The sequence below is a fragment of the Pseudomonas sp. 3HC3 genome (assembly GCF_044904505.1).
In the GTDB taxonomy this organism is placed as follows: Bacteria; Pseudomonadota; Gammaproteobacteria; order Pseudomonadales; family Pseudomonadaceae; genus Aquipseudomonas; species Aquipseudomonas putida_Y.
Genome location: NZ_JADDRH010000016.1, coordinates 58,484 through 78,721 on the forward strand (window position 1 = coordinate 58,484; position 20,238 = coordinate 78,721).

Genomic DNA, 20,238 nt, shown 5'->3' on the forward strand with positions numbered 1-20,238 from the left:
GAATAACCCTTAGAAATTGTCAGTGGAGGTGAACACGCCGACCCGCAGGCCTTCGGCAGTGTAGATCTCGCGGCCGTCGACGCTGACCGAGCCATCGGCGATGGCCATGTTCAGCTTGCCCTTCAGGACGCGCTTGATGTGAATGTTGTACGTGACTTTCTTGGCTTCAGGCAGTACCTGGCCAAAGAATTTCACCTCGCCCGAACCCAGGGCGCGGCCACGGCCCGGCAGGCCCTGCCAGCCGAGGAAGAAGCCAACCAGCTGCCACATGGCGTCGAGGCCCAGGCAGCCCGGCATTACCGGATCGCCTTCGAAATGGCAGGCGAAGAACCACAGGTCCGGGTTGATATCCAGCTCGGCGACCAACTCACCTTTGCCGTACTTGCCGCCTTCTTCGCTGATATGGGTGATGCGATCGACCATCAGCATGTTCGGCGCGGGCAGTTGCGCATTACCTGGGCCGAACAGCTCACCGCGACTGCAGCGCAGCAGGTCTTCCCGAGTAAAGGCGTGTTGTTTGGTCATGCGAGCTCCTCAATAACCCCCTGCGGCAGGGGATGAATCTTCCCGGCCGGCCCGAAAACCAAGCGCTTCGAGGCGGCAGCCTACAGGTAGACTATTGCGTTGTGGTGAAAGTCACAGCGCACCTGGTGAAAGAAGTACAGGTGTGCACTGAAACGTCTATTTTCAGGTCCGATGAAGGTCCTGTCCAGTGTTTAAGACTGCCGCACTTTAGCATTTATCGCCAGTCGCGGTTGTCTGACCGGGTAACCAGCGCTGCAGCACCTGCTGCAACTCGGTGCGGCGCAAGGGTTTGCTGAGGTAATCGTCCATACCGGCGGCCATGCAACGTTCACGGTCCCCCTGCAAGGCGTTGGCAGTCAGGGCGATGATCGGTAGCCCAGCGCCGTTGGGCAACTGGCGGATGCGTCGGGTGGCTTCATAGCCGTCCAGGTGCGGCAGGCGGCAATCCATCAGCACGGCAGCAAAGCGCTGGCGGCCGACCAGTTCGACGGCTTCGAGGCCATCTTCTGCCGTGCATACTGCCAGCCCCAGGCTGCGCAGCATGGCTTCTACGACACTTCGGTTGACCGGATTGTCCTCCACCAGCAGTACCTGATCATTGTCCGGCACCGTCGTTTGTGCAGTCGTTGGCGGCGTCAGCGGGATGGGGGCAGGGTTGGCGAGGGCCAGCGGCATCTCCAGGGTAAATGTCGAACCCTGGCCCTCACGGCTTTCGCCACGTAGCTTGCCGCCCATGCGCTCGGCCAAGGTACGAGCGATCGAAAGCCCCAGCCCGGTGCCGCCGTAACGACGGGAAATCGAGCTGTCGGCCTGCTGGAAGGCGACGAACATCATTTCCAGGCGGTCGCTGTCGATGCCGATGCCGGTGTCACGCACGCTGCAGGTCAGCCAGATCAGCTGTCGGTCGAGCACCTGCCAGCGTGCGTCGACTTGTACTTGGCCACGTTCGGTGAACTTCAGGGCGTTGCCCACCAGGTTCAGCAGGATCTGGCGGATGCGTGTGGGATCGCCGTTCACCTGCAACTGCTCGATACCGGCCGGCAGTTGCAGGTGCAGGCCCAGGCCGCGTTGCTGGGCGCTGTGCTGGAACGACTGGACACTGCTGGTAATCAGCTCGCCGAGGTTGAAGTCGATGTGCTCCAGTTGCAACGCGGCGCGTTCGATGCGCGAAAAATCGAGGATGTCGTTGATGACCTTAAGCAAATGCCCGGTGGACTCGCTGGCCACTGCCGTGTAATCGGCCTGTTCACTGCTCAGCGGTGTAGTTTCCAGCAGTTGCAGCATGCCCAGCACGCCATTCATCGGGGTGCGCAACTCATGGCTCATCATTGCCAGGAAATCCGATTTGGCGCGGTTGGCTTGTTCGGCCTCCTCGCGGGCCTGGATGAGTTCGGCAATGGCCTGCTTCTGTTCATCACTGGCCTGCTCCAGGGCGCTGGCCAGGTTGTTGATGTGACGGGCCAAGTGGCCCAGCTCGCTGTCGTCGACTACCGGCAGGGGGGTGTTGTACTCGCCTTGCTGAATGGCTTTGACCGCGTGGCCCATGTCGCTGATCGGCTTGGCCAGGCTCAGGGCCAGGCGGCGAGCCAGCAAAAAGGTGAACAGCAGGGCGAACAGCGCCAGGATCCCGGCCTTGATCACGATTTCCTGCTGGCGCTGGCTGAAGGCGTCGTCGGACATGCCAACGATCACCCGGCCCAGGTAGTCGTCACCGATGGCCGGGGTGGTGGCTTTGCCCTGTTGCAGGAAGTCGTTGTCCAGGCGGATTTGTTGCAGGCGAATCGGCGCCTGGAACACTTCGACCTGTTGCGCGCGGTTGGCGCTTTCGTCGGACTGCTCGACGTACACCAGGATGTGGTTGCGGCTGTCCTGCACTTCCAGAAAGCGCACGTGCGGGATGCTGAGGGTGGCGCGCATCAGCCCTTCGAGCACTTCGTTGTTGCCCGATATCACCCCGTACTCCGACGCCGGTGCCAACTGGTTGGCGATCAGTTGCCCGGTGTGGTTGAGTTCCTGGCGCAGGTCCTGGATGCGCACGAAGGTAAAGAAGCTGATCAAGATCAAGGTCAGTAGCAGGGCGGGGCCGAGGCTGATGATCTGCGTGCGGGTATGAATGTCCCAGCTCAAGCGTTTGCTCATGGGGTGGGTTCTCCCTCGGCCAGGGCCGTGGCGGCGGCGTTCTGATCGATCGGTTCCAGACCCAGGGCACGGGCCACCTGCTGGTTGCCACTGACGCCGTAGCGCGTGGGGTACAGGCTGCGCGGCCAGCGCGTCGGCGGCTGGTCGAGCAACTGGTCGAGCACCCACAGCCAGTCGTCCTGGTCGCTGTAGGTACTGGCCAGGGCGCCAGCGCGAACGAAGCCGGCGTTCGGGCCGATCAGCGCCATCTGCCGGCCATAACTGCTCAACAGCAGGTTCTTCGCAGTCTTGGAGTTGTACAAGTCAGGGTCGTCCAGGCCCAGTAGCACATCGCTGTTGCCCAGTAGGTGCTGCAGGGGGCGGTTGTCACGCGGGTCGGACCAGTCCTGGGCAACGATTTCCAGGCCTAGCGGCCGTGCGGCATGGCGCAGTTCGTTCAGCAGGAAACTGCTGTGCTCGCCGTACAGCACGCCAATGCGCCTGGCCTGCGGCAACAAGTAGCGTACCAGGCGCAGTTGCCTTCCCAACGGTGCGTCGCTCCACAAGAGTGTGAGGAACGCGGGGCGCGACTTTCCCAGGCGCTGTTCAGCCTGTACCCGGCTGACCCGCATGACCAGTGCCGGCGGGCCGGCGGTTTCCCCCAGGCGCCATTCCAGTGCTGCGCTGTCGAGCAGAATCAGGCGTTGGTCGGCTTTGAGCTTGCCCGGGCGTGGCAGGTTGGCGGTGATCCGAAACTGCACATGATCGTGAGGGCGGCGGCTTTCCAGTGCGGCGATGAAGCTGCGGATGCCGGGCTGGTCCTCAGCCCCCACCAGCAGGATTTCGCTGGCAGACAAAGGCCCCAACGGCCACAGGCACAGCAGCAACAAGCGCAGCAGCAGGGCCATCAGAACTCCAGCTCCGCGCTCACGCTCAGGCGGTGACGGCTGTCGTAGCGGTTCTGCACGGCCGTGGTCGGTTCATCGTCCAGGCGCTGTTGCCACAGTGCTGCCAGCTCCAGGTTGCTGCCATACACCCGAAAACGTTTTGCCAGGCGCAGGTCCAGACGCTCGTAGCGATACTGGTTGAGGGCATCGTCGCCGTAGTAGAACAGCGCGCTCGACCAGCCGGCACCCCATTCGCGCATCCATCCCGCCGAGCCGCTGTTGCGGGCGCTGAGACGGCGGTCGTCGGGGTTACTGGCCCAGGCATCGACGTAGGCATAGGACAGGCGCAGGCGGTCGCGCAGGGTGGGGCGCCAGTCCATTTGCGCCTCGCTGCCGGTGAAACGAGCCTTGTTGGCGTTGCTGGCGATGTACTGGTTGTTCTTCAGAGGCTCGCTGATCATGCCGGTGATCTCATCGTAGAACAGCTTCACATCCAGGCTCAGGTCGATGTCGCTGAAGTAGCCGTTGTAGCCTAGCTCGCGCGAGCGCATGCGCTCCTGTTCAAGGTCGCCAGGGCCACGGGTCTTGACGAAGTACTCACCGTTTTGCAGCCCGAATGCATTAGGGGTCAGGTTCTTGACCGTGTAACTCCAGTTGACGTTGTTCTCGAACATGTCGGGCGAACGCACCGCTTCGGAGTACACCGCACGCAGGCCGTGGCGCGGGGTGATCAGGTAGTTGACCGCGACGCGCGGGGTCAGCGAACTGCCAGACAGGCGTGAGTCTTCGAACATGGCCCCACCTTGCAGTATCCAGTGCTCGTCGGCCCGCCATTCCAGCTGGCCGAACAGGCGCCAGGTCTGGTCGTCGAGGCTGCCGTTGAAGTAGGTCTGCGAGTCGGCGAGGTCATAGCGGTAGTTCATGCCACTGAGCAGACGCAGGCTGTCGGTCAGGCTCAGGGTGTCCTGGATTTCCAGGTCATAGCGGGTTTCACGGGTGCTCTGGTCGACATCGCCGCAGACCTGCTGCTTTCCACCCTCATCCCATTGTTGCTGCACTTTCTGCAGAAGCCCTTTCAGGGCCGGGTCGTCAGTGGAAAGGGGGGCGCCAGTCGCAATACCGCGCGCCACTTTTTCGGCAAAGTCGGGGTTCATCTGCCAAAGCTGGGTCAGTTCGGGGCTGAACGACTGCAAGGCATCACAGGCGCGCCACACTTGCTGGCGATCAAAATGCTGGGCTGAGCCCTGGATATAAAGGCTGTGCTCAGCGCTGAAGTCTTTGGTCCAGCGCAACGAGCCCGCATAGTCCTTGGCGTTGACGTCGGCATTGTTCCCGGACTCGTACTTCTGGAACACCGGCTGGTAGGTGTAGGGCCGCTGATTGCTGCCTTCCTTGGCCGCCAGTTGCCACTCCAGGGTCTGGTCGACCGCCAGGTTGTGGTTGGCGCTGAGGTTGAAGCGGGTCAGGCGGCGGCTGTCGCGGTAGTCCTGGCCGAACTGGTTCTCATCGAAGCCGTCGTCCTGTTGGCCCGACAGCGACAGGCGCATGTCGCCGCCGTCCCAGCCGAAGCCGTGGCTGGCATAAAAGTCGTTGATGCCGTCCTGGCCGCGCGTCACTTTCAGCCGCGTACCATGGCTGTCGGCGGGGTGGCGGGTGAGGATGTTGACCACCGCCATCAGCGCGTTGGCGCCATAGCTTACGGTGTTCGGGCCGCGGAATACCTCGATGCGCTCGATATCCTCCATGGCCAAGGGGATGTCGCTCCAGTCCACCGTGGCCAGGCCTGCGCGGTACACCGAGCGGCCATCGATCAGTACCTGCATGCGCCGCGCGTCGTCGACGTTGCTGCCGTGGTAGTTGACCGTGGGTTGATTACCGGCACCGTAGCCGATCATCATGCCCGGTACCAGGCGCAGCAGTTCGGGGATGTCACGGGCACCGCTCGCGCGAATCAGTTCGCTGTCGAGTACGGTCATACTACCCGGGACAGCAGCGGGGGATTGTTTCAGGCGTGTGGCGGTCAGAACCTGTGGCAGGTCGGCGTTGTCGATGAACAGGTCGCCGGCCGCGGCTTGACCGCCGAGCAGGGCGGTCAATAACAGCAGGCGCGGGTACGGGGGCGTGCCAGGGAACACGGGGCTGCCTTTGTTTCAGGATTGAAACAGGCATGGTAACTGACCTTGGCGTATTTTCCAGTGATCTGCAGCGGTTTTGCAGCGTGCCTGTCTTGACGCTTTCATCGGGGCGTAAATCCAGCGCCGCCCGCGCGGCGCATCGCGAGCGAGCCCGCTCCTGCATTCGTTGCAACGTGGCCATGACAGTGTCATCTGCGTTGCTAGCCTTGGCGCATGGCAAGCGAGCCGTATAATGGCGGGGTCGCCACTTAACTTTTGGCTTTAATGGATTGGATATGACTGAACAGCAACCTGTTGCGGTGCTGGGCGGCGGCAGCTTCGGCACCGCCGTGGCGAACCTGCTGGCGGAAAACGGTGTGCCGGTGCGCCAATGGATGCGCGACCCGGCGCAGGCCGAGGCCATGCGCGTGAATCGCGAGAATCCGCGTTACCTCAAGGGTATCCGCTTGCACGATGGGGTTGAGCCGGTCAACGACCTGCTGGCCACCCTGCAGGCCAGCGAGCTGATCTTCGTTGCCCTGCCATCGAGTGCCTTGCGCAGCGTGCTGGCCCCCCATGCCGAACTGCTGCGCGGCAAAGGCCTGGTCAGCCTGACCAAGGGCATCGAGGCGCAAAGCTTCAAGCTGATGAGCCAGATCATCGAAGAAATCGCCCCCGAGGCGCGCATCGGCGTTTTGTCAGGGCCTAACCTGGCGCGCGAAATCGCCGAACATGCACTGACTGCCACAGTGGTGGCCAGTGAGCACGAAAAACTGTGCCAGCAGGTACAGGCCGTGCTGCATGGGCGCACCTTCCGCGTCTACGCCAGTGCCGACCGTTTCGGCGTCGAACTGGGCGGGGCACTGAAGAACGTCTACGCGATCATCGCCGGCATGGCTGTGGCCTTGGGGATGGGCGAGAACACCAAGAGCATGTTGATTACCCGGGCCTTGGCCGAGATGACCCGCTTCGCCGTCAGCCAGGGCGCCAACCCCATGACCTTCCTCGGCCTGGCTGGTGTCGGTGACCTGATCGTCACCTGCTCCTCGCCCAAGAGCCGCAACTATCAGGTTGGCTACGCACTGGGTCAGGGCCAAAGCCTGGAAGAGGCGGTCAACCGCCTGGGCGAAGTGGCCGAGGGTGTCAACACGCTCAAGGTGCTCAAGACCAAAGCCCAGCAAGTGCAGGTGTACATGCCGCTGGTCGCTGGCCTGCATGCCATCCTGTTCGAAGGCCGCACGTTGAACCAGGTGATCGAGCACCTGATGCGCGCTGAGCCCAAGACCGATGTCGATTTCATTTCCATCAGCGGTTTCAACTGAGCCCTTGCGGCTCTGACACGAGCAAGGAGCAACACATGAACGATACGCCCGAACGCGCCCAGCGCGAGTCGATCATCCTGCGGGTGCTGTGGATGCTGGTGTTCCTGGTGGTCTGGCAATTGGCCGAGGTGCTGCTGGGGGGCTTGGTGCTTGTACAGTTGATCTACCGACTGGTGTATGGGGCGCCCAGCGCCAGTCTCATGAACTTCGGCGACAGCCTGAGCCAGTACCTGGCACAGATCGGCCGCTTCGGCAGTTTCCACAGCGACCAGAAGCCATGGCCGTTCGCTGACTGGCCGGCCCCGCGTGCGCCGGAAGGTGAAGCGGCGCACGCCGTGGCGCCGGCCCCCCACCCGGTGCGTGACGAGGAACCCAAGCTGTGAAGCTGTGGGTACTGCGCCACGGTGAAGCTGAGCCGCGGGCCAATACAGACGCCGAGCGCCGGCTGACGGCCCATGGTCGCGAGCAGGTGCTGCACAGTGCTGCTCGCCTGATCGGGCTGCCATTGCAGGCGATTTTCGCCAGCCCTTACGTACGCGCCCAGCAGACCGCCGCGCTGGTGCATGACACCCTGGGCTTCGCCGAACCGGTGCGCACCGTGCCCTGGCTGACGCCCGAGGGTGATGTGCAGCAGGTCATCGGCGAAATCGAGCGCCTGGGGCTTGAGCATGTGCTGCTGGTCAGCCATCAGCCGCTGGTAGGTAACCTGGTCGGTGCGCTGGAGCACGGTCACAGGCAACAGCCGGCAGCCATGAGTACTGCCAGCCTGGCGGAGCTGGAAGGTGAGTGGCCGCTGGCCGGCTTGATGACGCTTCGGGCCATCCACTCACCCGCTTGAACTTGCGATGGCTTGTGCAGGCCGCTGTCTCGCCCGGGTCTGAATGCTGGCGTGGGTAATGATCGATAAGGCAACTGGCATTTTTGTCAGTTGTCGTGTTTCACCACCGCTTGCTAGCGTTGCCTCACGGCAAATATCAGGGAATGGCAAATGAGGGGTGAAATGCTGGAACTGTTGCGCTGTCTGGACCTGCAACCCACCCTGGAACAGGTTGACCAAGGTACTTCGCTGAATTTCGCCCAATACAGCCTGCTGCGCGAATCAGCCGATGCCAGGTTTTACCACCTGATGCGCAAAGTGAACGACAACTCCAGGCTGGAGCCCGCGGCGAGGCAACAATGCGAGCAGGACCTGCGTACATTGCAGGACGCCTGCCTGCGGGTCTCGCACCTGCTGCAAACCAGTTGTCTGGCCTTGCGCCGCCTGCAACTGGACTACCAGGACCAGCGTCTGGCCCGCGAGGCGCTGGAGAGCCAAGTGGCCTACATGCAGGCTTGCCTGCGGCGGTCGTTGAGCAGTTTCGACCGTTCGGCATGACCTGATCCCCCTCGCCGATGACCTTTATGGACATTGCCGAACCGCCCCGCGATGCCGACAATGGGCCATCATTACGCTCCGGACCAGGCGCCATGTCGCAGCAGATCTTCTTCGCTCATGCCAACGGTTTCCCATCGGCCACCTACGGCAAGCTGTTTGCAGCGCTGGCGCCGGACTATCAGGTGCAGCACCTGGCCCAGCATGCGCATGACCCGCGCTTTCCCGTGGACGAAAACTGGCAAAGCCTGGTCGATGAATTGTTGCATCACCTGGCGCAGCAGGACCAGCCAGTCTGGGGCGTTGGTCATTCGCTGGGTGGCGTGTTGCACCTGCACGCAGCATTGCGCTGCCCCGAGTACTACCGGGGGCTGGTAATGCTCGACTCTCCGGTGCTCACCCGCGCTGATCAATGGCTGCTGCGCACAGCCAAGCGCTTTGGTTTCATCGACCGCATCACACCGGCCGGGCGCACCCTGGGGCGTCGCGAAACTTTCAACGACCGCGACAGCGCCCGGGACTATTTCGCGGGCAAATCACTGTTCCGCCATTTCGATCCCGATTGCCTCGACGCTTATGTAGAACACGGCCTGCAGGCGGTGGAGCAGGGGCTACAGTTGCGCTTCGACCCTGCTACTGAAATCAGCATCTACCGCAGCATCCCGCATACCAGCCCCGCCCCCGCGCGCCAGTTGCAGGTACCGCTGGCCATGGTGCGCGGCAACCGCAGCAACGTCATTCGTCGCCACCACACCTTGGCTGTGCGCGGCATGCCCCAAGGTGAATACCACAGCGTACCGGGTGGGCACATGTTCCCGCTGGAGCGTCCGGCCGACACTGCCAGCCTGATCAAGGGCCTGTTCGACCGCTGGAGCCAGGCATGAGCGCGCACGTTGAGGAAATTCGCCTGAGCCTGGGCCATATCGAACTGGCTGCACACCTGTTCGGCCCCGAAGACGGGCTGCCGGTGATTGCCCTGCATGGCTGGCTGGACAACGCCAACAGCTTTGCCCGCCTGGCTCCGCAACTGAAAGGGCTGCGCATCGTCGCCCTGGACCTGGCCGGCCATGGCTATTCGGAGCACCGCCCGCTCGGTGCCGGTTATGCCCTGGCCGACTATGCCCATGACGTGCTGCGCGTGGCCGAGCAACTGGGTTGGCAGCGTTTCGCCCTGCTGGGGCATTCGCTGGGCGCGATCATTTCGGTGCAACTGGCCGGGGCATTGCCCGATCGGGTCAGTCACCTGGCGTTGATCGATGGCGTCATCCCGCCGACCGGCGCCGAGCAGGACGCAGGCGAGCGCTTAGGGATGGCACTGCAAGCCCAGTTGCGGCTGGATGGCAAACGCAAGTCGGTGTATGCGACATTGGAAGACGGTGTGCAAGCCCGGATGAAGGGCATGGTCGCGGTCAGCCGTGAGGCCGCCGAGCTGCTGGCTCAGCGTGGCCTTATGCCGGTGCCCGGTGGCTACAGCTGGCGCAGCGACAGCCGCTTGACCCTGCCCTCGCCGGTGCGCCTGAGCGAGGCACAGGCCATGGCCTATGTGCGGCGGGTGAGTTGCCCTGCGCTGTTGGTGGTGGCTGCCGACGGCATGCTGGCACGCCACACGGGGTTGCTGGAGCAGCTACCCTTTGAACAGGTGACGCTGCCCGGCGGCCATCACCTGCACCTGAACGATGCGCAGGGCGCGGTCCTTGTTGCAGACTGTATCAATCGCTTCTTTGGCTTTGCTTGACTTGCACCGGACAAGTGTCGAGGCTTGGCGGGTTGAACAGGGAGACAACCATGCAACTGCCAGACATCCTGGAGCTTCAATTCGGCGCTGAGCGCCGCCTGGTTCGCCAATGAGCGCGCCTGTTTCCATTCGCACTGCCCTGGCGGCCTGCCTGGTGCTCGCCAGCCCCGTGTTGTGGGCTGGTAGCCTGCCGGTACCGCAGGACGCCAAGGTGGTCGATCAACGCCCGGCCGTCGAGCAGGAGCGGGTCTACCCGATGGGCCCGTTGCGCAAGATCAGTGGCCGCCTGCGGGTCGATGACAAGGTCGAGAGCCGCGGTCAGGTCAGCTCGGTGACCTACGAATTGCCCGTCGAACGTACTGCCCGTGAGGCCTTTACCAATGCCCGCGAAGCACTTGTACGCGACGGTGGCTACCCGTTGTTCTGGTGCCAGGGGCGTGATTGCGGTGAGGCCAGCCTGTGGGCCAATGATGTATTCGCCAATGCCCGCCTCAACGGTGGCGATGAGCAGCAGGCGTTCATTCTGCTACGCCGCTCGGCAGAAGAGGCCGACACCCTGGTCGCGCTGTACAGCGTTACACGGGGCAACCGCCGCGCCTACCTGCATGTGGAAGAGTTCATCGCAGGCAGCCCGCTGGGCGAGCTGCTGCCAACCGCTGCCACGGTGCTGCGCGAAATGCTCGACACCGGCAAGCTCGACTACCCTGACCTTGCCGCGCCGCAAGACACCTGGGTAAACCTGCTGGCCCGCAGCCTGAACCTCGACAGCAGCTTGCGCGTCAGCCTCAGTGGGGCCCAGGCTGAGGCCTGGCGCGAGGCGCTGGTCAAGGCCGGGGTGCGCAGCCGCCGCCTTGAAGTCGGCAGTGCGCCTGCAGACGGCCTGCACCTTGAACTGATCCGTTGAACGAGCACCATCATGATTAACAATGATCGCCTGCTGGTCCAGATTCTGCTGGTGGCGTTGCTCGGTGCCGGCCTGTGGGTGATGGCTCCGTTCATATCGGCATTGCTGTGGGGGGCCATCCTGGCCTTTGCCAGCTGGCCGCTGATGCGCTTCCTCACGCGCCTGCTGGGTGGGCGCGAGACGCTGGCAGCCGGCCTGCTGACCACGGCCTGGATCCTGATCGTGGCACTGCCGCTGGTGTGGCTGGGGTTCAACCTGGCCGATCACATTCGTGATGCCACGGCGTTTGTGCGTGACGTACAGGTCGACGGCCTGCCCGATGCGCCGGCCTGGCTGGGCGGCATACCCTTCGTTGGCGAGCGCCTGGTCAACGGTTGGCAATCGCTGGACCAGCAAGGCGCAGCCTTGCTTGCTTCGATCAAGCCTTACTTTGGGCAGGTGGGCAACTGGTTGCTGGCGCGCAGCGCGCAGATCGGCAGTGGCGTGCTGGAACTGACCCTGAGCCTGGTGTTCGTGTTCTTTTTCTACCGCGACGGGCCACGCTTGGCGGCATTTGTGCTGCGCTTGCTGCACCGGCTGATGGGCGAGCGCGCCGAGTATTACCTCGAGCTGGTGGCCGCTACCGTGCAGCGTGTGGTCAACGGGGTGATCGGCACGGCGGCCGCGCAGGCCATCCTGGCGCTGATCGGCTTCCTGATCGCGGGGGTGCCCGGGGCGATCGTGCTGGGGTTGGTGACCTTCATGCTCAGCCTGATCCCCATGGGGCCGCCGCTGGCCTGGATACCGGCCACCGCTTGGCTGGTGTGGAAGGGCGAATACGGCATGGCAGTGTTCCTGGGCGTCTGGGGCACCTTCGTCATCAGTGGCGTGGACAACGTGCTCAAGCCGTACCTGATCAGCCGTGGCGGCAACCTGCCGCTGGTGATCGTGCTGCTGGGCGTGTTCGGTGGCTTGCTTGCCTTTGGCTTCATTGGCCTGTTCATCGGGCCGACCTTGCTGGCGGTCGGCTACAGCCTGTTGCTGGACTGGAGCCGTAACGCGGCTCAGCAGCCGCCACAACAGTAAGCCTGTAACGGCCCTTTCGCGGGCTTGCCCGCTCCCACAGGTACCACACAGGCCTTGAAGGCTGTGCAGTGCCTGTGGGAGAGCGGGCGTGCCCGCGAAGAGGCCGTTACAGGCAGACCACAACGCTGATTTTACGCATTCTTTATACCCACCCCCACACCCCGCTCTCGCCCCTTTACGCCCCTCCCTCGGACAATTTCCCTAAAGCGGCCCAAGCCGTAACACGGGGAGAACCACACATGAACATGCTCGACGGGCTGTCACTGCTGCTGGCAGTGGCATTGGCGTTTTACCTGCTGGTGGCGCTGCTGCGCGCCGATCGCAGCTAGGGAGCGGCCATGCACAGTTACGATTTCGCCTTGCTCCTGGCATTCTTCGCCATTGTGCTGCTACCGGCACCCTGGCTCGGGCGGTTCTTCTTCAAGGTCATGGAAGGCCAGCGTACCTGGCTGACGCCTGTGCTGGGCCCGGTCGAGCAGGGCTGTTACCGGCTGGCAGGTGTGAACGCCAACCAGGAGCAGAACTGGCGGCAATACGCCTTGGCCCTGCTGGCGTTCAACCTGGTCGGCTTCCTGCTGCTGTTCAGCGTGCTGCTGTTGCAGGGCCACCTGCCTCTCAACCCACAGCACCTGCCTGGCCAGGAATGGTCACTGGCGTTCAACACCACCGTCAGTTTCGTTACCAATACCAACTGGCAGGCCTATAGCGGTGAGGCGTCGGTCAGCTACCTGAGCCAGATGCTTGGCCTGACCGTGCAGAACTTTGTCAGCCCTGCCACCGGCCTGGCCGTGCTGGTTGCCCTGTGCCGCGGTATCGCCCGGCGCAGTGCGACGACGCTGGGCAACTTTTGGGTCGACATGACCCGTGCCACCCTCTATGGCCTGTTGCCGCTGTGCGTGCTACTGGCGCTGCTGCTGGTCTGGCAGGGCGTACCGCAGACCTTTGCCGACTACGCCCACGCGCTGACCTTGCAGGGTGGCGACCAGACAATTCCGTTGGGGCCGGCCGCCAGCCAGATCGCCATCAAGCAACTGGGTACCAATGGCGGCGGCTTCTTCGGCGTCAACTCGTCACACCCGTTCGAAAACCCTACGGCCTGGAGCAACCTGTTCGAGGTGGCGTCGATCATCCTCATTCCGGTGGCTTTGGTGTTCACCTTCGGTCACTACGTGAAGGACCTGCGCCAGAGCCGCGCCATCCTCGCCTGCATGCTTGCCCTGTTCCTGATCGGAGGCAGCACGGCATTGTGGTCCGAGCACCAGCCGAACCCAGCGCTGGAAAGCGCCCAGGTGCAGCAGGCTGCGCCCATGGAGGGCAAGGAAAGCCGCTTCGGCACCACCGGTTCGGTGTTGTGGACGGTTACCACCACCGCTGCCTCCAACGGTTCGGTCAACGCCATGCACGACAGCCTGAACCCGCTGACCGGCATGGTGGCGATGGTCAACATGATGGTCGGCGAGGTGATCTTCGGCGGTGTTGGCGCCGGGCTGTACGGCATGTTGCTGTTCGTGCTGATCGCGGTATTTCTGGCCGGGCTGATGATTGGGCGCACGCCGGAATACCTGGGCAAGAAACTGCAGGCGCGAGAGGTGCAACTGTTGGTTGCAACCCTGCTGGTGATGCCGGTCGGTGTGCTGGTACTTGGCGCCATCGCCGCCAGCTTGCCCGGCCCGGCCGCGGCGGTCACCAACCCGGGGGCGCATGGTTTCAGCCAGTTGCTGTACGCCTATACCTCGGGCTCGGCCAACAACGGCTCGGCCTTTGCCGGCTTTGGTGCCAACACCGTGTATCACAACCTGATGATCGGCCTGGCCATGCTTATCGGCCGCTTCGGCTACATCCTGCCGATACTGGCGTTGGCCGGCAGCCTGGCGGCGAAAAAAAGCGCGCCGCTGGGGCAGAACAGCTTCCCCACCCACGGCCCGCTGTTCACTGGCTTGCTGCTGGTGACCATCCTGCTGGTCGGTGGCCTGACCTTCCTGCCGTCCCTGGCCCTTGGGCCAATCGCCGAACACCTTAGCCTGGGGTTTTGAGGACCGATCATGAACATGCCCATTCCTGAAGTGAATAGCCGGCACAGCGCCAAGGACCAGACCCGCTTCGCCGCGCTGTGGCGCCCGGCGCTGGTGCAGGCGTTCGTCAAGCTCGACCCGCGTCAGCTCAAACGTTCACCGGTAATGCTGGTGGTGGCCCTGACCGCTTTACTGACCACCGTGCTGTGCTTTGCGCCCGGCGGCGGCGTGAGTACCGGCGTTGCGGTGCAGATCGCCCTATGGCTGTGGTTCACCGTGTTGTTCGCCAACTTCGCCGAGGCGTTGGCCGAAGGCCGTGGCAAGGCCCGCGCCGACAGCCTCAAGGCCGGCAGCCAGGGCCTGACCGCTCAGCGTCGTCAGCGTGATGGCAGCTACGAGACGGTGGCTGCCAGCGCGCTGCGCAAGGACGACGTGGTACGCGTGGTCGCCGGCGAAATGATCCCCGGCGACGGCGAGGTGCTTGAAGGCATTGCGGCTGTCAACGAGGCCGCCATTACCGGTGAGTCCGCGCCGGTAATACGCGAATCAGGCGGCGACCGCTCGGCGGTGACCGGCAATACGCGGCTGGTCTCCGACTGGCTGCTTATCCGCATCACCAGCAACCCGGGCGAGTCGACCCTGGACCGCATGATCGCCCTGGTCGAAGGTGCCAAACGGCAGAAGACCCCGAACGAAATCGCCCTCGACATCCTGCTGATCGGCCTGACCCTGATTTTCCTGATCGTGGTGGTGACCTTGCAGCCGTTCGCCCACTTCGTGGGTGGCAGCCTGCCGCTGATCTTTCTGGCAGCGCTGCTGGTGACGCTGATCCCCACCACCATCGGCGGCCTGTTGTCGGCCATCGGCATCGCCGGCATGGACAGGCTGGTACGGCTGAATGTCATTGCCCGCTCGGGCCGCGCGGTCGAGGCGGCCGGGGATGTGCATACGCTGATGCTCGACAAGACCGGCACCATCACCTTCGGCAACCGGCGCTGCAGCGCACTGCATGCGGCACCGGGCATTACCGCCAAGGAACTGGGGGAGGGCGCCTTGCTGGCCTCGCTGGCCGACGACACCGCCGAAGGCAAGTCGATTGTCGAATACCTGCGCCAGTTGCACGACTTCGTCGACCCGCCTGCCGGGCAGTTCGAAGCGGTGGCCTTTAGTGCCGAGACACGCCTGTCGGGCATCGACTTCCAGCAGCACCGCTACCGCAAGGGCGCCGTCGATGCGGTGCTGGCATTCGTCGGTATGCAACGCCTGGAAATGCCGGCCGCGCTGGCCCGCGAAGTCGAACGCATTGCGCAGAGTGGCGGCACACCGTTGCTGGTGTGCGTCGACAAGCGCTTGCTTGGCGTGATTCACCTCAAGGACGTGGTCAAGCCCGGCATCCGCGAGCGCTTCGCCGAGCTGCGCAAGCTGGGCATCCGCACGGTGATGGTGACCGGCGACAACCCGCTGACTGCAGCTGCCATCGCCGCCGAAGCGGGGGTAGATGACGTGCTGGCCGAAGCCACGCCCGAGAAGAAGCTGGCGCGTATACGCCAGGAGCAGAATGACGGCCGCCTGGTTGCCATGTGTGGCGACGGTGCCAACGACGCCCCGGCACTGGCCCAGGCTGACGTAGGCATGGCCATGAACGATGGCACTCAGGCTGCGCGGGAGGCAGCCAACATGGTCGACCTGGACAGCGACCCTACCAAGCTGCTGGACGTAGTACAGGTCGGCAAGGAGCTGCTGGTCACCCGCGGTGCGCTGACAACATTCTCCATTGCCAACGACGTGGCCAAATACTTCGCCATCCTGCCGGCGTTGTTCGCTGCCATCTACCCGCAACTGGGCGTGCTCAACCTGATGCAACTGGCCAGCCCGCAGAGCGCGATCCTGTCGGCCATTGTGTTCAACGCGCTGATCATCATCGTGCTGATCCCGCTGGCGCTGCGTGGCGTGCGCGTGCAGGCGGTGAGTGCGGCGCACCTGTTGCGGCGCAATCTGTTGATCTACGGGTTGGGTGGCATTGTGGTGCCGTTTGCCGGGATCAAGCTGATCGATCTGCTGCTCAATGCCCTGAACCTGGTCTGAGGAGGCCGCCATGACTGCTTATCTACGCCCGGCATTGAGCCTGGCTTTGTTGATGACCCTGGTGACTGGCGCCCTGTATCCGCTGGCGGTGACCGGTATTGCCCAGGTTGCTTTCCCGAACCAGGCCAACGGTAGCCTGGTACGCGATGCGCAAGGGCAGGTGCGGGGTTCGGCATTGATCGCCCAGGACTTCCAGGGTGATGGCTGGTTCCACTCGCGGCCCTCGGCAGGTGCGTACGCGACCGTGGCCAGCGGCGCCAGCAACCTGTCGCCGAGCAACCCGGCGCTGGCTGAGCGGGTAAGGGGCGATGCGGCTGCGTTGTATCAGGTGCAGCAAGGGCCGGTGCCGCAGGCGCTGCTGACCACCTCGGGCAGCGGCCTGGACCCGCACTTGCCACCGGAGGCCCTGGCCTATCAGATCCCGCGGGTGGCGGCGGCACGGCAGTTGCCGGTCGAGCGCTTGCAAGCCTTGCTGGAAAAGGCCACCCTCCACCCTTTGATCGGCCCGCCGGTGGTCAACGTGCTGGCGTTGAACCAGGCCTTGGAAAAGCTCGCCATTGTCAGGTAATCGAAGCGCTGGCAGGAAGCCTGTAGGAGCGGGTTCACCCGCGAGTGCGGTGGTGGTGCCACTGACGTATTCACGGGTAAACCCGCTCCTACAGTCAAGGGGCTTTCCCTGAATTGGCCGACTGCTGGAAAAAGCAAAGGATGAAACATGAGTGACTCCACCCGCGCCGATGCGCTGTTGGCCAACCTCCCGCGAACTGGCCGGGGCCGGCTAAAGGTGTTCCTCGGCGCCGCCCCTGGCGTCGGCAAGACCTTCGCCATGCTCCAGGCCGCCCACGCCCAGCAACGCCAGGGCGTGCAGGTGCTGGCCGGCGTTGTCGAAACCCACGGCCGCGCTGAAACCGAGGTGTTGCTCGCAGGCCTTCAACAGCAACCTCTGCTGCGCAGCCAGTACCGCGGCGTCACCCTCGAGGAAATGGACCTCGACGGCCTGCTGCGGGCCGCGCCGGCCTTGGCCCTGGTGGACGAACTGGCCCATACGAACGCCCCCGGCAGCCGCCACGCCAAGCGTTGGCAGGACGTACAGGAACTGTTGGCCGCTGGTATTGATGTATTCACAACGGTCAACGTCCAGCACCTGGAAAGCCTCAACGACAAGGTCCGCGACATTACCGGCGTGCAAGTGCGCGAGACCCTGCCGGACTGGGTGCTGCAGGAAGCGTTCGAGCTGGTGCTGATCGACCTGCCACCGCGAGAGCTGCTCGAACGCCTGCGCGAAGGCAAGGTGTACGTGCCCGAGCAGGCTCGGGCGGCCATCGATGCGTTCTTTTCCCAAACCAACCTCACCGCCCTGCGCGAGCTGGCCATGCAGACCGCCGCTGCTCAGGTCGATGCCGACCTGGCCCACGGCTATCGTCAGCGCGGCCAGGAGGCGCCGGCCTTGCGCGGCCGGTTGCTGGTGGGCGTAGAGGGTGACGACCAGGCCGAACGCCTGGTGCGCCATGCCAGCCGCGTGGCCCAGCGCCGCCACCTGCCCTGGAGCCTGGTGCATGTGGACAACGGCCGCCTGCGTGACGAAACCGCACGGCATCGTTTGCAAGCCGCGCAGCAACTGGCCGAGCGACTGGGCGGGGAGGTGGTGCTGCTGCGTGCTGGTGAAGTGGCCCGCACGCTGATCCAGCATGCTGCCGAGCGGCGGGCCAGCCTGGTGCTGGTCGGGCAGTCCCGTAACCGTCTGCGCAGGCGTTTGTTCGGCACCGGTGTGGCGGCGCGGCTGCTGCGCGAGAGTCATGGCCTGGAAATCAACGTGCTGGACCGCGATGTGCAGCCGCCAGCGCCGCGTTCGGCGGTGCGGCGGGTGTGGGTGTGGCGTCATTACCTGCTGGCGCTGCTGGCCACCGTGATGGCTGCGGGGCTGGCCTGGGGGGTGTCCAGTGTGCTCGCGTTGCCCAATATCTCGCTGGTGTTCCTGGCGGCGGTGTTGCTGGTGGCGGTGCGCAGTAGCCTGGGACCTGCGCTGGCTTGCGCCGCGCTGTCATTCCTGGTCTATGACTTCCTGTTCATACCGCCCAACTTCTCGTTCACTATCCAGCGCGAAGAAGATGTGCTGACCCTGGTGTTCTTTCTGTTGATGGCTGCGCTCACCGGCAACCTGGCCGCGCGTCAGCGTCGCCAGTTGCAGGCGCTGCGCGAGACCCAGGCGCAGACCAGCCAGTTGCTCGACCTGTCTCGCCGGTTGACGGTAGCCACCGACCGCCAAGCCATATTCAAGGCTGCCGGCCAGCACCTGGACGGCTGGCAGGACACCCAGGTGTGCTTGCTGGAGCGCAACGCCGAAGGCCAGTTGCAAGTGGCCAGCGGGGAAGCCCACACCTTCAGCGACAACGAACGGGCTGCTGCCGATTGGGCCTGGCAGCACGGGCAGGCTGCCGGCCACGGCAGCGATACCCTGCCAAATGGCCGCTGGTGGTGGTGGCCGTTGGCGGTGGACGATCAGCCTCTGGCGCTGCTGGGTGTGCGCCCGCGCACCGGACAGCCGCTCAGCGACCCGCGCCGGCGCCTGCTCACCGCCCTAGGCCAGCCACTGGCCCAGGCCTTGGCCCGCGCACGCCTGGCCGAACAGCTGGAAGCCGCACGCCTGCACGGCGAAACCGAGCAACTGCGCAGCGCACTGCTGGCTTCCGTATCCCATGACTTGCGCACGCCGTTGACCGCCATGCGTGGCAGCATCGACAGCCTGCTGGCGTTGGGCGACGCGATCCCGGTTGAAGACCGCCGCGAGCTGCTGGAGGGCACCCGCAACGAGGCCGAACGCCTCGATCGCTACATCCAGAACCTGCTGGACATGACCCGCTTGGGCCATGGCGGCCTCAAGCTGGCCCGCGACTGGGTGGCCCCGGCGGACATCGTCGGAAGTGCGCTCAACCGCCTGCGGGTGGTGCTGGCGCCGCTGCGTGTGCACACGGACGTGCCGGCCGAGCTGCCATTGCTGTTCGTGCATGCGGCGTTGATCGAGCAAGCACTGGTCAACGTGCTGGAAAACGCCGCACGCTTTTCGCCGGCCAATGGTCGGCTTGAGCTGCAGGTGGCCGTGCATGACGACCAGTTGCACTTGACCGTCAGCGACCAGGGCCCCGGCATTCCCGTGGCCGACCGCGAGAAGATCTTCGACATGTTTTATACCGCCGCCCGTGGCGACCGAGGTGGCCAGGGTACCGGGCTGGGCCTGGCTATCTGCCAAGGCATGATCGGTGCCCATGGCGGGCAGATTCTGGTGAGCGAAGGCATCGATGGCCAAGGCACCAGCATCACTCTATGCTTGCCGCTGCCTCCTCAACCTGAAGCCGAAAGCGAAACCCCATGAGCCAGTCCGCCACCCTGTTGGTCATCGATGATGAACCGCAGATCCGCAAGTTCCTGCGTATCAGCCTGGCCTCGCAAGGCTACAAGGTGCTGGAGGCTGCTACCGGTGCGGAGGGGTTGGCCCAGGCGGCACTGGGCAAGCCGGACCTGGTGGTGCTCGACCTGGGGCTGCCGGACATGGACGGCCAGCAGGTACTGCGTGAATTGCGCGAATGGAGTGCAGTGCCGGTGATGGTGTTGTCGGTGCGTGCCAGTGAAGTGCAGAAGGTCGATGCGCTGGATGGTGGCGCCAATGACTATGTGACCAAGCCGTTCGGTATCCAGGAGTTTCTCGCGCGCGTGCGGGCTTTGCTGCGCCAGGTGCCACAAGCCGGTGGCTCGGAAGTGGCGGCCAGCTTTGGGCCGCTGACTGTGGATTTTGCCTTCCGCCGGGTGACGCTCGACGGTGTCGAGGTGGCATTGACACGCAAGGAGTATGCTTTGCTGGCGCTGTTGGCCGGGCACCCCGGGCGGGTGATTACCCAGCAGCAACTGCTCAAGGATATCTGGGGGCCTACCCATGCGGAGGATACCCACTACCTGCGGATCGTGGTCGGGCATCTGCGACAGAAGCTGGGCGATGACCCCACGGCGCCGCGGTTCATCATTACCGAGGCGGGGGTTGGGTACAGGTTGGTAGCGCCGACAGCATAACCCGCTCCCTCAGCCCAAAGGGCTCGGCGGGCGCCTG

The 20,238-nt window shown here is 64.2% G+C and carries 18 protein-coding genes; 14 read left to right on the forward strand and 4 right to left on the reverse strand.

The genetic code is table 11. The annotated features are described in order from the left end of the window. Positions 1 to 9: 9 nt before the first annotated feature. The 4 genes from fabA to INQ47_RS19320 all read right to left on the reverse strand — a co-directional run bounded on the left by fabA (position 10) and on the right by INQ47_RS19320 (position 5,665). Positions 10 to 525 carry a 3-hydroxyacyl-[acyl-carrier-protein] dehydratase FabA gene (fabA, locus tag INQ47_RS19305; RefSeq protein WP_003251509.1) on the reverse strand — a complete coding sequence of 172 codons (516 nt, stop codon included), beginning with the start codon at positions 523 to 525 and terminating at the stop codon, positions 10 to 12. Positions 526 to 732: 207 nt separating this feature from the next. After that, entirely contained in the window at positions 733 to 2,664 is a 1,932-nt protein-coding gene (locus INQ47_RS19310) for an ATP-binding protein (RefSeq protein ID WP_404702350.1), read from the reverse strand. Beyond that, on the reverse strand, positions 2,661 to 3,551 hold the full coding sequence (locus INQ47_RS19315; protein ID WP_404702351.1) for an ABC transporter substrate-binding protein: 891 nt from the start codon (positions 3,549 to 3,551) through the stop codon (positions 2,661 to 2,663). Before INQ47_RS19315 ends, INQ47_RS19310 begins: the two co-directional genes overlap by 4 nt. Continuing rightward, positions 3,551 to 5,665, reverse strand: a complete 2,115-nt coding sequence (locus tag INQ47_RS19320; protein WP_404702352.1) for a TonB-dependent receptor plug domain-containing protein — start codon at positions 5,663 to 5,665, stop codon at positions 3,551 to 3,553. The genes INQ47_RS19315 and INQ47_RS19320 overlap by 1 nt, the downstream gene beginning before the upstream one ends. Before the next feature lie 275 nt (positions 5,666 to 5,940). Here INQ47_RS19320 and INQ47_RS19325 point away from each other — a divergent pair, with 275 nt between their 5' ends. The 14 genes from INQ47_RS19325 (at position 5,941) to INQ47_RS19390 (ending at position 20,201) form a co-directional block, all read left to right on the forward strand. Continuing rightward, the gene (locus INQ47_RS19325) at positions 5,941 to 6,966 is read left to right on the forward strand and encodes an NAD(P)H-dependent glycerol-3-phosphate dehydrogenase (RefSeq protein WP_252459067.1); all 1,026 of its coding nucleotides are present in this window, start codon (positions 5,941 to 5,943) and stop codon (positions 6,964 to 6,966) included. Between the two features lie 35 nt (positions 6,967 to 7,001). Beyond that, the gene (locus INQ47_RS19330; protein WP_252459068.1) at positions 7,002 to 7,349 is read left to right on the forward strand and encodes a DUF4389 domain-containing protein; all 348 of its coding nucleotides are present in this window, start codon (positions 7,002 to 7,004) and stop codon (positions 7,347 to 7,349) included. Continuing rightward, complete coding sequence (gene sixA / locus INQ47_RS19335) at positions 7,346 to 7,804, forward strand: phosphohistidine phosphatase SixA (protein ID WP_252459069.1); 459 nt, start codon at positions 7,346 to 7,348, stop codon at positions 7,802 to 7,804. The genes INQ47_RS19330 and sixA overlap by 4 nt, the downstream gene beginning before the upstream one ends. A 162-nt stretch (positions 7,805 to 7,966) precedes the next feature. Further along, positions 7,967 to 8,341 (forward strand): hypothetical protein, encoded by a 375-nt coding sequence (locus INQ47_RS19340; protein ID WP_252459070.1) that lies wholly within the window; start codon positions 7,967 to 7,969, stop codon positions 8,339 to 8,341. Between the two features lie 92 nt (positions 8,342 to 8,433). Next, a complete protein-coding gene (locus tag INQ47_RS19345) occupies positions 8,434 to 9,222 on the forward strand; it encodes an alpha/beta fold hydrolase (RefSeq protein ID WP_252459071.1) in 789 nt (262 codons plus the stop codon). Next, positions 9,219 to 10,073 (forward strand): alpha/beta hydrolase, encoded by an 855-nt coding sequence (locus INQ47_RS19350; RefSeq protein ID WP_252459072.1) that lies wholly within the window; start codon positions 9,219 to 9,221, stop codon positions 10,071 to 10,073. Before INQ47_RS19345 ends, INQ47_RS19350 begins: the two co-directional genes overlap by 4 nt. A 109-nt stretch (positions 10,074 to 10,182) precedes the next feature. Continuing rightward, the gene (locus INQ47_RS19355; RefSeq protein ID WP_252459073.1) at positions 10,183 to 10,977 is read left to right on the forward strand and encodes a DUF4892 domain-containing protein; all 795 of its coding nucleotides are present in this window, start codon (positions 10,183 to 10,185) and stop codon (positions 10,975 to 10,977) included. Between the two features lie 12 nt (positions 10,978 to 10,989). Continuing rightward, entirely contained in the window at positions 10,990 to 12,042 is a 1,053-nt protein-coding gene (locus INQ47_RS19360) for an AI-2E family transporter (protein WP_021785488.1), read from the forward strand. Between the two features lie 239 nt (positions 12,043 to 12,281). Continuing rightward, positions 12,282 to 12,371 (forward strand): K(+)-transporting ATPase subunit F, encoded by a 90-nt coding sequence (kdpF, locus tag INQ47_RS19365; protein ID WP_003251485.1) that lies wholly within the window; start codon positions 12,282 to 12,284, stop codon positions 12,369 to 12,371. 9 nt (positions 12,372 to 12,380) lie between these two features. Further along, positions 12,381 to 14,075, forward strand: a complete 1,695-nt coding sequence (kdpA, locus tag INQ47_RS19370) for a potassium-transporting ATPase subunit KdpA (protein ID WP_252459074.1) — start codon at positions 12,381 to 12,383, stop codon at positions 14,073 to 14,075. Positions 14,076 to 14,084: 9 nt separating this feature from the next. Continuing rightward, positions 14,085 to 16,139 (forward strand): potassium-transporting ATPase subunit KdpB, encoded by a 2,055-nt coding sequence (gene kdpB, locus INQ47_RS19375; protein ID WP_404702353.1) that lies wholly within the window; start codon positions 14,085 to 14,087, stop codon positions 16,137 to 16,139. A gap of 10 nt (positions 16,140 to 16,149) precedes the next feature. Beyond that, entirely contained in the window at positions 16,150 to 16,707 is a 558-nt protein-coding gene (gene kdpC / locus INQ47_RS19380) for a potassium-transporting ATPase subunit KdpC (protein WP_404702354.1), read from the forward strand. A gap of 147 nt (positions 16,708 to 16,854) precedes the next feature. Next, a complete protein-coding gene (locus tag INQ47_RS19385) occupies positions 16,855 to 19,509 on the forward strand; it encodes a DUF4118 domain-containing protein (protein WP_404702355.1) in 2,655 nt (884 codons plus the stop codon). Then, on the forward strand, positions 19,506 to 20,201 hold the full coding sequence (locus INQ47_RS19390; protein ID WP_104961133.1) for a response regulator: 696 nt from the start codon (positions 19,506 to 19,508) through the stop codon (positions 20,199 to 20,201). The genes INQ47_RS19385 and INQ47_RS19390 overlap by 4 nt, the downstream gene beginning before the upstream one ends. Positions 20,202 to 20,238 lie beyond the last annotated feature (37 nt).